The organism is Exiguobacterium sp. s78 (assembly GCF_018618985.1).
Taxonomy (GTDB): domain Bacteria; phylum Bacillota; class Bacilli; order Exiguobacteriales; family Exiguobacteriaceae; genus Exiguobacterium_A; species Exiguobacterium_A abrahamii.
On the sequence record NZ_JACSNB010000002.1, the window covers coordinates 24291 to 36171 of the forward strand.

The 11881-nt window shown below is 46.9% G+C and carries 12 protein-coding genes; 8 read left to right on the forward strand and 4 right to left on the reverse strand.

The genetic code is table 11. The annotated features are described in order from the left end of the window. Positions 1-36 precede the first annotated feature (36 nt). The 6 genes from KNQ18_RS11605 (at position 37) to manA (ending at position 5436) form a co-directional block, all read left to right on the forward strand. The gene (locus KNQ18_RS11605; protein WP_149426622.1) at positions 37-579 is read left to right on the forward strand and encodes a sigma-70 family RNA polymerase sigma factor; all 543 of its coding nucleotides are present in this window, start codon (positions 37-39) and stop codon (positions 577-579) included. Next, a complete protein-coding gene (locus KNQ18_RS11610; RefSeq protein ID WP_149426623.1) occupies positions 554-1912 on the forward strand; it encodes a DUF4179 domain-containing protein in 1359 nt (452 codons plus the stop codon). The genes KNQ18_RS11605 and KNQ18_RS11610 overlap by 26 nt, the downstream gene beginning before the upstream one ends. Before the next feature lie 65 nt (positions 1913-1977). Continuing rightward, positions 1978-2460, forward strand: coding sequence for a GNAT family N-acetyltransferase (locus KNQ18_RS11615; RefSeq protein WP_215084896.1), 483 nt, complete (start codon positions 1978-1980; stop codon positions 2458-2460). Between the two features lie 98 nt (positions 2461-2558). Then, positions 2559-3626, forward strand: coding sequence for a YcjF family protein (locus KNQ18_RS11620; RefSeq protein ID WP_029343131.1), 1068 nt, complete (start codon positions 2559-2561; stop codon positions 3624-3626). 40 nt (positions 3627-3666) lie between these two features. Next, on the forward strand, positions 3667-4308 hold the full coding sequence (locus tag KNQ18_RS11625) for a peroxiredoxin-like family protein (protein WP_064300457.1): 642 nt from the start codon (positions 3667-3669) through the stop codon (positions 4306-4308). 177 nt (positions 4309-4485) lie between these two features. Continuing rightward, positions 4486-5436, forward strand: a complete 951-nt coding sequence (gene manA, locus KNQ18_RS11630; protein WP_214805815.1) for a mannose-6-phosphate isomerase, class I — start codon at positions 4486-4488, stop codon at positions 5434-5436. A 41-nt stretch (positions 5437-5477) separates the two neighbouring features. On the opposite strand, the gene KNQ18_RS11635 is transcribed toward manA, so the two are convergent. Beyond that, a complete protein-coding gene (locus KNQ18_RS11635; protein ID WP_214805817.1) occupies positions 5478-6812 on the reverse strand; it encodes a sugar phosphate nucleotidyltransferase in 1335 nt (444 codons plus the stop codon). 40 nt (positions 6813-6852) lie between these two features. Between KNQ18_RS11635 and KNQ18_RS11640 the strand changes: the two genes are divergently transcribed. After that, the gene (locus tag KNQ18_RS11640) at positions 6853-7464 is read left to right on the forward strand and encodes a response regulator (protein ID WP_214805819.1); all 612 of its coding nucleotides are present in this window, start codon (positions 6853-6855) and stop codon (positions 7462-7464) included. On the opposite strand, the gene KNQ18_RS11645 is transcribed toward KNQ18_RS11640, so the two are convergent. From KNQ18_RS11645 to KNQ18_RS11655, 3 genes are read right to left on the reverse strand one after another with little or no spacing between them, the layout of a single operon-like run. Further along, positions 7448-8314: a glycosyltransferase family 2 protein gene (locus KNQ18_RS11645; RefSeq protein ID WP_214771977.1), complete on the reverse strand. Its 867-nt coding sequence runs from the start codon at positions 8312-8314 to the stop codon at positions 7448-7450. The genes KNQ18_RS11640 and KNQ18_RS11645 overlap by 17 nt on opposite strands. Then, a complete protein-coding gene (locus KNQ18_RS11650; RefSeq protein ID WP_215084898.1) occupies positions 8311-9450 on the reverse strand; it encodes a glycosyltransferase family 4 protein in 1140 nt (379 codons plus the stop codon). The genes KNQ18_RS11645 and KNQ18_RS11650 overlap by 4 nt, the downstream gene beginning before the upstream one ends. Before the next feature lies 1 nt (position 9451). Further along, the gene (locus KNQ18_RS11655) at positions 9452-10630 is read right to left on the reverse strand and encodes an MATE family efflux transporter (RefSeq protein WP_215084900.1); all 1179 of its coding nucleotides are present in this window, start codon (positions 10628-10630) and stop codon (positions 9452-9454) included. A gap of 49 nt (positions 10631-10679) precedes the next feature. On the opposite strand from KNQ18_RS11655, the gene KNQ18_RS11660 reads away from it, so the two are divergent. Next, the gene (locus KNQ18_RS11660; protein ID WP_214771983.1) at positions 10680-11852 is read left to right on the forward strand and encodes a glycosyltransferase; all 1173 of its coding nucleotides are present in this window, start codon (positions 10680-10682) and stop codon (positions 11850-11852) included. Positions 11853-11881 lie beyond the last annotated feature (29 nt).

The following is an 11881-nucleotide window of genomic DNA, read 5'->3' on the forward strand; positions in this document are numbered from 1 at the left end:
CTCATCATGCTCTAATTAGTAAAGGGAGGGAACACGATGGACTTACGAAACGAGCACACGACACTCGTCCGCCGTGCAATGAAGCACGATGAAGCGGCATTTGAGCAATTGGTGCTCCTACATAGCGAACAACTCTACCGAACAGCGTATCTATATGTGAAGAACGAACACGATGCCTTAGACGTCGTACAAGAGACAGTTTATAAAGCGTTCATCTCGATCGAACAAGTGAAGGAACCAAAACATTTCGTGACATGGATCACGAAAATCCTGATCCGCAATTGTTATCGCGTGTTGGAAAAACAACAACCAACCGATGACATCTTACTTCATGTTCCGGTGCAGGAAGACCAATCGCGAGACGAACATCTTGATCTCGTGCACGCTTTATCGCATCTGCGAAAAGAATACCGGGATGTCTTAATTCTTTTCTATTTTCATGATATTCCGATGAAAGAGATTGCAAGCTTCATCGGCATTACCCTCAATACGGTCAAGACATACTTAAAGCGAGGACGCGAAGAATTGAAGATACAGTTAGGAGGAATGGATTATGGAGCAGCACGATCTACGAAATGACTATGAAAAAATTCCTGTCCCAACGAACGCCTTACAAGACCGGATTCGTCAAGGCATCACGCAAGGCGTAGCGGAAAGAAAACAACAACGTCCTCGTCGGAAACAGTACGTCGCCATTGCGGGTCTTGCCGCCTCGCTATTCGTGACGACGTTCATCGTTCCACCGTTTGCTTCCGCAATGTCGCATGTTCCATTGATTGGTGGATTGTATCGTCCCTTTACAGAACAGGGCACAGTCGGCACGGAAATCGAGAAGAAACAACTTGCAACAGCAATTGATCAGACGGTCACCGATCAAGGCATTACGATCAAGGTCGTCGACGCCTACTATGATGGTACGACGATCGGGATGAACCTGACGGCAACCGGTGTACCAGACGTTAACGAAACGAAACGAGCTGCGTTTTATGAAGTGTTCAAAGGGGATAAACGATTTGAAGGTACTGAAAATCAAGAACTGGCACATTTCAAACAGGACGGTAAGGTATGGAAAGCACGAATCGAATATGATGTCGGCTTACAGAAGTTAAGTGATTCTATGCAGGTACCACTCGTGATTTCGGAAATGTTTGGTCTAGACGGAAACTGGCAATTCGAAGTTCCAGTCAAACGATTGCAAGCGATTGAACAGACGTTTAATACGACGGTAAAAAATCCTGATTATGCGGTCGATGTCACGTTAAAACAGATGACAAAAGGACAGGCAAGTACGACGTTTGATTATACGGCGGTTTATCCGAAGTCGGATCAATATTGGCTAGAACTGGCTCTGTTTGATGATAAAGGGAAGGAGATCATCAAAAACTGGTCAGTTGGAACATCGTTAGTAAGTGGTACGGTCAGCGGGTCGCAACGAACGGATGTCTCGCGGATTCGATTCGGAAATTATATCATTCCATCCGGTTCCTATACGTTGCATCCTTCTTTACGTCTTTCACCGAAAACACATTGGCTGTCATTAAAGAAGACGTCTTTCCCTTATACGCAACAAGATGCGCATCATCCATTGAAGATGACGATTCAACAGGTAGAGACGTCCGGTTCTCATGTACAGGTCAATTTCTTGACGAACTCGGATCAAAAAAATTCAGATATCAAGTTGGATGTTAAAAACAGCATGTTCCTGATTCAAGGAAACGAACCACCGGATGGTCGTGAAATCAAACCGACTGTTGAAGTCATCGATGCGAAACAAAAGTTACTTCGGGCGACGTTCACGTTATCAGCGTCACAAATCGATGCAATCGATGACTTCTATCTACAAACGGGCTATTCCAACACCGTGACGAATACACCAATCGACTTGAAACCGATTCCGTTCACCGTCGATTAAACAGGAGACTCCTGACATGCTGTCGAACTAGAATCAGCATGTGAGCAACAAAGGAGTCTGATGAGATGGAAGTACGTCAAATGACAGTGGACGATTATCCAGAAGTCGTTCGGATCTACGAACAAGGAATAAAGACGGAGAATGCGACGTTTCGTACGGAAGCATTACCGTACGAAGAATGGAGGAAGCATCACCACGCACACAGCCGCCTCGTTGCGATGGAAGACGAGCAACTGCTCGGCTGGGTCGCGTTAAGTCCATTCTCTTCGATTCCGGCATACGCCGGTGTCGCTGAAATCAGCCTCTATATCGCGGAAGAAGCACGCGGTAAAGGTGTCGGCACACGCTTGATGGAAGACGTCATTCAAGCAAGTGAAGCAGCCGGAATCTGGACGTTGCAATCGCAAATTTTTCCGGAAAATCAAGCGAGTCTACGCCTTCATGAACGATTTAATTTTCGGGAAGTCGGTCGCCGGGAGCGAATTGGTCGGCTCGGAGGCAGATGGCGCGATACGGTATTGCTCGAGCGACGTAGCACATATCTCTAAAATTCGGCAAGTGGACACAATGTTCCCTTGCCTTCTTTGTGTTGAAAGCAAGGGATAACGGGAAAAGACAGACAGCAGAAGAAGGGGGAGGGATCACGATGGATGATTTTTTTGGTGAAGGACTGGAGACCAATCAACAAAAACGGAAACGCAAACTGGAGGAAATCTTTGACCAGTCGTTTGAATCGGAGCGACGGGATTTCAATCAATCGCTGGAGCAGGACGTGACGGTTGCCCTGATCGGAGATGTCAATGCGGGAAAATCTTCGACCTTGAACGCGATTCTTGGTCGTGAAGTCGCAACGGTCGGGGCGCGCCCGGGTGAAACGGTCCGGATTGATCAAGTAAGGCAGCACCCGGAGGATAAAGTCATCTTCGTCGATACACCAGGATTAAATGATGCCAATACACAGAACTCGGAAGCGACGTGGACGTACTATCAAAGTGCCGATGTCATCCTTTACTTTTTAAATGCGGCAGGTACCGTCTTATCTGAGACGGAGACGAAAAACTTCCGTAAGATCTATCAACATAACCAAAATGTCTTGATCGTCGTTACGAAGATGGATGCGACGGATGATGTCGACACGATCGTTCAGCATATTGCAGAAAAACTACCAGGACCCAAAATCATTCCCGTATCAGCACGAGAAGGAACGAACATTGATCGGCTCCGTCGGGAGGTCCTCGATATCTTAAAAAAGTTCGACAAGGATAATGTGTTCGTTCGTCAGATGGATCCGACCGTTCGTGGCAAAATCGCGAACAACTGGATTGTGGGTGCCGGAACAGCCGCTGGTGCGATCGGTGCCGTCCCGTTCCCGGGAGCTGATATCATTCCATTGACTTCAATTCAAATCGGCTTAATGCTCAAGTTATCGAATCTGTACGAACGACAGTTATCCAAAGAGAGTGCGAAGGAGTTGCTTGTCGTGACGATCGTCGGAAACTCCGGAAAAACCGCCTTTCGGCAAATAGCGAAGCTCGTTCCGGGGTATGGTGCCGTCATTGCAGCGGGCGTTGCTTCGACCGCCACCCTTGCACTCGGATATGGAACAAAATATGTCTATGAGAATAAGCTCGAATTAACACCCGAACAACTGATGGGGTTTGTGAAACGATTCCGGAAGAAGGCAGAAGAGTCGTCAGAAGAGACAAACGAGTAATCTCCCTGTTATTCTATACAGCAACAAAGGGGGAGAACATATGACACGATTACTCGAAGAAATCAAACAGTATCAATCGGAATTCCGACAAAAGGCACCTGCTGAGAAACAACGATTGATGGCGGAAGCGACAGCTGAGCTGGCTGCTTCTGGTATCGCAAAAGGTTTAGGTGTCGGTGATACGATTCCACACTTTACGTTACCCGATGTATCCGGCAAGCCTGTGGCGATCGAGACATTACTCGAGCAAGGTCCTGTCATCTTGACGTTCTACCGGGGTGGCTGGTGTCCATACTGCAATCTCGAGCTTCGCGCGTATGAACGGGAAATCGACCGTATTCGTGCTCAGGGAGCGACTGTCGTTGCAATCAGTCCGGAGACACCTGAATTTGCTGAGCAGACAGCAAACAAGAATGCGTTAAGTTTCCCTGTCTTAAGTGACGTTGATTTACATGTATCCCGTCAATTTGATTTGGTGTTCGACCTGCCAGATTATTTGATTGAAATTTACAAAGCATCGGGACTTGATGTAGCGAAGCACAACGGAAATGAGGATTGGCAGTTACCGAAACCGGCGACGTTCATCATTGATACGGACGGTGTGATTCGTTTCGCAGAAGTACCATCGGATTATACGAAACGCGTTGATCCGCAGATGATCATCGATTATCTCGAACAGTAAAAGAGCCAGTCAAATATACGAAAACCAACTCCTAGGGACGCACTAAGAGTTGGTTTTTTTTATGATTCAATCTGTTTTATTTGGATAATATAGACATAAAAATGGGTATAAAGAGGTAACCAAACGTATAGATGGAGGTGAAGCGTCGCTCCTAGTCTATCGGGAGTCCGCGTCGATATGTATGCCATTCAACCAATTTTCAAAGAACGAATTTGGGGCGGTCGACGTTTAGAAGCGTTGTTTCAGTTTGAGTTACCAGAAGGACAAATTGGAGAATGTTGGACAGCATCCGCTCATGCGAGTGGGCGGACGTACTTCTTAGATGGACCTGATCAGGGTAAGACGCTAGATGAATTATGGCAAACGAAACGGACAGAACTATTCGGTGATTATCTGCTAGATGCATTTCCGCTTCATGTAAAATTTCTGGACTCGTCCGCCTACTTATCCGTTCAAGTCCATCCGAACGATGAGGAGGCACGACGGCTAGAAGGAGAACCATACGGCAAGAATGAGTGCTGGTATATCTTAGAGGCTGCACCAGAGGCAGAAATCATTCTTGGTCACAATCTACAATCACGGGATGCCCTGTTTCGGTGCGCTCAAGAAAAGGACTGGGAGACGTCACTTCGGCATCAAAAAGTTAAACCTGGCGAATTCTATTACATTCCGAGTGGTACGATCCACGCTCTAGGACCAGGTATCGTTCTTCTTGAGATTCAACAGATGAGCGATCGAACGTATCGACTATATGATTACGACAGATTAGGAGATGACGGGAAACCGAGAGAATTGCACGTTGAGAAGGCAGTCGCTGTCACGACGATTCCAGATGAGCCGTGGACGAACCAACCAGAGACGATCATCAAGGAAGGGGGCATCATGACGAAGTTGCTTCAAGTACCTTCCTTTACGGTGATCCGTCATGAAGTGACCAGTCGATATACATTACAGGATCATCCAGTCTTTCGTTTATTGACTGTCATCGAAGGTAAAGGAGAAGCGCGGCAAGGGAATCGCGTGATTCCCTTACAGAAAGGAAAACAATTCTTTGTACCGCGTCGAGCGGGAGATTACGAAATAGCGGGATCCGTCACATTCGTGACGAGTGAAGTGTTTTTAGATTAGAGCAGACGAAAGGGCACCGATAGGAGGTGCCCTTTCTAACATCATGGTTTGGAACGAATCGAGGTCGGGAGCGGATAGTTATCTTGCTCCGTCCAATCGATGGAATATTTAATTTCAATCATGATCAGATCCTCTAGTGTGGTCAGCGTATGCGGAATACCTTGTGGGATATGCACGACAGAAGTTGGTCCGAGTTGCTGTGACTGACCATCGATCAGTGCCTCAGCGCGACCTTGTAAGATACTCCACGTCGAATCCGTATGTGCATGATAATGGTGACTGATTTGTTGATGCGCCTTGATATGCAAACGTCGGGTCACGGCATAGCGTCCGTCCTCTAGTTGCTGTTGATGTAAGATCGTCGCATAGCCCCAGCGTTTCCATTCAAATTGTGGTGGCAAAGTGTCATCCGTCAAATATTCCTTTAAGGCAGGTGTTTCATCTTTCGAAGCAACGAGGACACCATCCGGACTCACGGATACGATCAAGTTATCGAGTCCGATTCCGAGGACGGGAACCTGTAACTCATTCACGATATGTGTGTTCGTCGAGTGGAGCATCCGGGCGTTTCCGTGAAGCGGATGCGGCATCTCTTCCGTTAATGTATTCCATGTTCCGAGATCTTTCCAGTAGCCTTCATACCGATGAACGAATAAAGAATCGGTCTTTTCAACGACCGCATAATCAAATGATGTTTTTTCTAGTGCCTCGTAGTTCGAACGGAGCGCCTCGAATGTCGTCGGCACATCTTGTTCTTCTAGACACTGCATTAAGAAGTCAAGGCGACAGGCAAAGACACCACAGTTCCATAGTGCACCTTGTTCGATTAAGTCACTCGCGACTTCAACAGTCGGTTTCTCCTGGAAGCGATCGACGATGGACATATTTTCGGAAGTCTGCGGAATGATATAGCCATATTTTGATGTCGGATGCAACGGTTCGACCCCCATTAAATGAAGCGCATCTGGATGTTCTTGAACGGCTTGGTCCAGTTGCTCAAAGCGTTCAAAGAACGATAGTTCAACGTAAGGATCGACCGGCATGATAATGACCGTCTCTTCTAAATCGATCCGTTCTGCGAGATAACTTGTCGCAAGCATGATGGCAGGGAACGTATCGCGACGTGAGGGTTCTTGAATGATGGAAGTACGGAAGCCTAGCTGATTTTCAATCGCATCGACTTGTGAACTCGTCGTCGTAATGACGGTCCGGTCGTCCAGACCGACTTCCTGAAGTTGTTGGAAGACCCGCTCCATCATCGATTGTTTATTACCATCGCGATCTTCTAGAATCTTTAAGAATTGTTTCGAGTTTAAATCGTTCGAGAGCGGCCAAAGCCGTTTTCCGGATCCACCTGATAGTAAAAGAATATACATTGACGACCATCCTTTCTTTTTAAAACGGAGGCGATAGCATATGGCACTTTATCTATTAGTTGACTCACATGAACCGACACGACGGATTTTACGCCGTAAACTACTGGCAGCGGGACAAGACGTACAGGAAGCACGATCAGGAGAAGAGGCTTTGGAACAACTCAGCAATTCCGACGTTGATGTCTTGCTGACGGAACTTCGACTTCCGGAAATGGATGGCGTCGAGCTGTTACGTGCTGCTAAACAACGGGCACCGTTAACGAAACAAATCGTCTTGACGGACTATATGCAAGTCCATACGTTGCTGGCGGCTGTGAACGCAGGAAACGTCAGTCGGATGATGACGAAACCATTGAAGATTGACGATCGGGTTCTTAGTATCATGACCCGCATCGGAGATGAGGTCGTGGAAACGAAACAACGTAAACGGAATCTGGGACAACATTTTACCGATGTGTTAATCAATTCAAATCGTCCGTATTGTCTCTTTTACGAAGATGGATCAATCATCAGTCAACGTGCCCTGACGATTGATCATCATGAACAGATTCTAGAAGACCAGAACGGTATTCACCGCTTCGAATTCCCTACACAGTTCGGAACGTACATCCTCTATCAATCGCTGACCGGCAGTCTTACGAAACCCGTTTGAAGAAGAGGGACTCTACACCAATGAAGCTAAGACGCAAGTACATGTAGATGACGCCAACGGTCAACAGCGGATGACGGCTGTATTTTCTTAAGTTAGCCTGATGATAGAGAACAGGACGGAAGAAATACCAACGTCGTAAGGCCTTCATGAAGCCACCCTGTTCCGCGTCGAGCGTCGCGGGCATGACATCAAAGTAATAGCGTTTCTTTCGAAGCAGGTCATTTAATTCGACCTGCTTTTCGTTGTGGTGTACGTAGGTGAACGTCGCACGGCGAATGATCCCGCCTTGTTCCAAATAACGGATTGTCGGCTGCGTCTCTTCGAAACTAATTTGCGTCGGATCAATCTCGCCAGAAGCGACGTACGCCTCGAGTCGCCAGAAGCGAGCGGCTTCCATCGTATGCGTGTCGAGTTGATCCGTCGGAACGTTGAACAGGTTACGCTCAAAGACCTTCACTTGACTGAAGTAATTATCATAATCACTGTACGCGCGTTCGGGAATGACGAGTGCTCCGACCTCTAAATGTGCCTCAAGATATAAGAGGCAGCTTTTTAATAGCTGTTCTTCAAGTACCATATCGGAATCAATGATATAGAGGTATTCGACATCGTGTTGCTTTAAGCGATCAATGGCAGTCTTGCGAGCTATACCTCGTTCACCGTGCGGTAGCGCAAGCACTTCGAATCGCGTATCATTTGCGGTCAATCGACGCATCGTCGCGACAGTCGAATCGGTCGAACCATCATCCGCGATGACACAAAGGAAAGAAGCCTGTTGTGTCTGAAGTGAGCGGATCGTTTCCGTGATGATTGCTTCATTTTCGTATGTGGACATAGCGATTCCAATCATGAAAAATCCTCCTTCAGTGCGACAGGTATTAATTCGCGTTGCAACCAGTTACGAAACGCTTGACCTGTATGATCCCAGTGCAAGGTCTGAGCGAAACGATGACCGGCTGCTTGAATCATTTCGTATTCTTCGGGGTCACGTAAGCAAGCCCGCATCTCGGCAGCAAGGGCACCCGGGGTCTGACTTTTGGCCATGTAACCAGTCATACCATACTGGACGGCGTCACGCAGTCCAGGTGCGTCATAGACGATCGTTGGTGTACCGACAGCCGCTGCTTCACTGACCGTCAGACCCCAACCTTCTCGTTTAGAAGGAAACAGGAGCGCCGTCGCGCGACTCATCCGTTCGAGCTTTTCTTCCTCACTGACGAATCCGAAATAGGTGATGGCGTCACGCATCTCTTCCGGGACGATTGGATGAAGATGCTCGGTGATATACGCCTCGTCTTTTTTTCCGATAACCCAGAAACGAGCGTCAGGGTACTCCCGTTTAACGATGACGAAAGCTTGGAGTGCATCATTGATTCCTTTATAGGCCGACATCCGTCCAGCGTATAAAAAAGTCGGATGTGATTCTTTCAGCTTCCAGTCTTCCTCGTTCCATGGGGTAAAGGAGAGACCTTCCGGTAGAATCGTCACGTCGTCCTTGGAGAAGCCGACAGCAAGTAGATCGTCTGCCGTGGACTGACTGACCGTCAACGCGCGACCGGTCCGGTACAGCTGCAGACGCGGTGTCTCCGTCCATTCACCGACGTATGAAAACGGAGGACGAACATTGATTTGCCAGATTTCACGTGTCAGTTGATGAATGAAGAGGGCACGTTTCGCTAATGGAACATACAAGGGTGTGAAAAAGTGATGTGTGTTCATCTGATCGACGACTAAATCAATCGTCGCAGCATGCGACTGATAATAAGAAAAGGCGAGCGGAACGACGGAAAGCGCAGTACCTCTCCGGATATAAGTGATTCCATCCAAATACTCGACATCGTGTCCGCCTTCGAATGCGGGAGAAAAATGAGTGATTTCATACTCATCACTGACACGTCGGAGCATCTCGTGTGTGAACACTTCTGCGCCACCGGCTTTCGGATGTTTGATATCGCGCCAAGATAAAAAAAGTAGATGGGGTTTCATGTTATGCCTCCTTCACGGGATCGGGGTGTCGAGGTAAAGTGAAACGTAAGATCAGTGCGCCAAGTAAAAAGACACCTGCTTGTGCAAGCAACCAAATCTCGACGGTCGAGTGAAATGTCGTCAAAACAAGGACGAACAGAATCAGAATCAGCCAATAGCCTTTCAAGTAACCAGTTCGATGTAGGGAAAACTGGACGAGTGCTTCGTATTGAATCAATGTGATGCCGACATAAACGAAAACCATATATTTGATGTAATGAGTTGCCATGTCATAGCCGCTCCCAAATAGAAGCGGAATCAGATAAGGAACAATCGTCCAGTACACCAAAACAGCAAGAGCCATTCCACCTAATAAGATGCGGTAAAAGCGACGCTCCCAAAGAAGAAAGGCTTCGTCCTGACTTTTTTGGCTTAAGCGTGGCAACAACAATTGGGCGAGTGATAACGCAACGAACAACAGGAGTTGACCAAACCGTAAGGCAACGGAATAATCTCCGGCTAATCGCGGGAAGTAACGGGTGACGAGAAGACTATCGAGAGTGAAAAATAGTGTCATGACGACCTGTGTATGGATCATATGGACGAGTCCGTTCGCATGAATACGCCCGCTACTAACCGGGAACGTGACTTGTATCAGGCTTAATAGATAGGACGCGATCATGCCAGCCAAAATGAATAACAATGCATAGCTGACATCCGTTTGTTGAATCAAAAGCCATGTGGCTAAAACTTTGACGACGGATTCGATGTAATAAGAAAGGTTCAGGGCATAGAAGCGTTCAGTCGCTTGTAAGACACCACGGCGAAAAGAGAGAAGGATATGAAACACGATGATGAAATAAACAATTAGTAGGTTTATTTTGGTAAACGGCAGGAAATAAGGTAATGCATAAAGTAAAATAAGTAAGAAGAATCCTGTAACCACCAGTATACGAAAGCGGAGCTTTTGATAATCATTTGTCTTCTGTTGACTGTAGTCACGTGTCACGGTCCATTGTAAGGCGCCACCAATGATGAGTAGGAGACCCAAGAAAGCCAAATAGGCATTTAGTAATCCATAAACAGCACTAGAAAGTTCGCGGGCTAACAACAAATGATAGGCATAGTTTACGAGGTTTAACGCTACATCGAGAATCGGAAAAATCAACAGGACGGCATGTCGCTGAATGAAGCTTGTCATGGAGCCATCTCCCATCAGTTAGAGCTGTTTTACGGAAAGGATGAGACTTATGAGTCAAGGGCATATTGCTGTTTTCACCGATCACTCTCGGCATATTCCATACGAATCATTGATTTCCTATTATCCAGTTTTGTTTTATACACAACCTGGTAGATGTCCTGCCTCGTTCGAACAAATCGCCAGCACTGAAATTCAAGAAGCTGAAGAACACGAGATTCTGTTGTACGTCGTCGACTATAAGACGCGTGAAGAGCAGATTAAAATTGCCAATCAAATTCGATCCGTACGGCCTCGCTCCAAAATTCTGTTGATCAAAGAAGCGATTCGCTTAAAAGGAGATTTCCCGTATCACAGGGTTCAAGGAGACGGGATGCTTCGTCTGTTTTCCTATCGCCCAGCATATCCAAATGAATTGTTTGCTGAAATCCAGCATATCATCCATCCTGAATATCCCATTTTAAAGGATACTATAGCCTTTATATTGCCAATATTTAACGAAGAGAAACGTTTTAATTATGTAAAAGATTTTTTAGAGTCGCTTGCGACCTTCATCAGCGAAGACTATATTCACGCTTCAATCAATTTCTTTGATGATGCTTCATCGGATCGATCGAAAGCACTCTTACAGGAGTATCGATCCATCGTCATGGAAGCGACCGATACGTTGTTCACGGTCGGGTATCTCGAAGTACATCAGGTCGAGCAAAATACACGGAAGGCCGGTCTGTTCATCGAGGGAATGAAAAACGTCTCGAGTGATTATTACGTCTTCGTCGATGCGGATAACTCGTTTCGAATCGAAGATATCGCACGGCTATTAACGATCGCTCAAGAAGGATACTATGACATCGTCGTCGGGACGAAAGATTTGACGATTGAAGACCGGGGAGCCGTTCGGCGTTTCATGAGCTTTGGAAAACGAAATCTGACACGGTTCTTCTTACCAAGAGGAGTGACTGATTCGCAGACCGGTCTGAAGATCATCAACCGACGGGTCGTCCATCGTCTGTTGCCTTATCTACACGTCGAGAGCGGTCTCGCGATTGATTTAGAGCTGATGTATGCAGCGAAAAAAGAACGCTTACGAGTCTATCAACAACCCGTGACCTGCATCGAGCGCGAAGGATCGCACGTCAATCTCGTCAAAGATTCCGTCGCTTTCTTGAAGACGATGGTCAGCCTATATCAGCGCCACCGAAAAGAGGAAGTACCGGTCAAATGAAAAGGACAATGGGGATCCGAGGGATCTCC

Coding starts and splice junctions, on each gene's coding strand:
- KNQ18_RS11605 (WP_149426622.1), top strand. CDS start 37: ATGGACTTACGAAACGAGCACACGACACTCGTCCGCCGTGCAATGAAG.
- KNQ18_RS11610 (WP_149426623.1), top strand. CDS start 554: ATGGAGCAGCACGATCTACGAAATGACTATGAAAAAATTCCTGTCCCA.
- KNQ18_RS11615 (WP_215084896.1), top strand. CDS start 1,978: ATGGAAGTACGTCAAATGACAGTGGACGATTATCCAGAAGTCGTTCGG.
- KNQ18_RS11620 (WP_029343131.1), top strand. CDS start 2,559: ATGGATGATTTTTTTGGTGAAGGACTGGAGACCAATCAACAAAAACGG.
- KNQ18_RS11625 (WP_064300457.1), top strand. CDS start 3,667: ATGACACGATTACTCGAAGAAATCAAACAGTATCAATCGGAATTCCGA.
- manA (WP_214805815.1), top strand. CDS start 4,486: ATGTATGCCATTCAACCAATTTTCAAAGAACGAATTTGGGGCGGTCGA.
- KNQ18_RS11635 (WP_214805817.1), bottom strand. CDS start 6,812: ATGTATATTCTTTTACTATCAGGTGGATCCGGAAAACGGCTTTGGCCG.
- KNQ18_RS11640 (WP_214805819.1), top strand. CDS start 6,853: ATGGCACTTTATCTATTAGTTGACTCACATGAACCGACACGACGGATT.
- KNQ18_RS11645 (WP_214771977.1), bottom strand. CDS start 8,314: ATGATTGGAATCGCTATGTCCACATACGAAAATGAAGCAATCATCACG.
- KNQ18_RS11650 (WP_215084898.1), bottom strand. CDS start 9,450: ATGAAACCCCATCTACTTTTTTTATCTTGGCGCGATATCAAACATCCG.
- KNQ18_RS11655 (WP_215084900.1), bottom strand. CDS start 10,630: ATGACAAGCTTCATTCAGCGACATGCCGTCCTGTTGATTTTTCCGATT.
- KNQ18_RS11660 (WP_214771983.1), top strand. CDS start 10,680: ATGAGTCAAGGGCATATTGCTGTTTTCACCGATCACTCTCGGCATATT.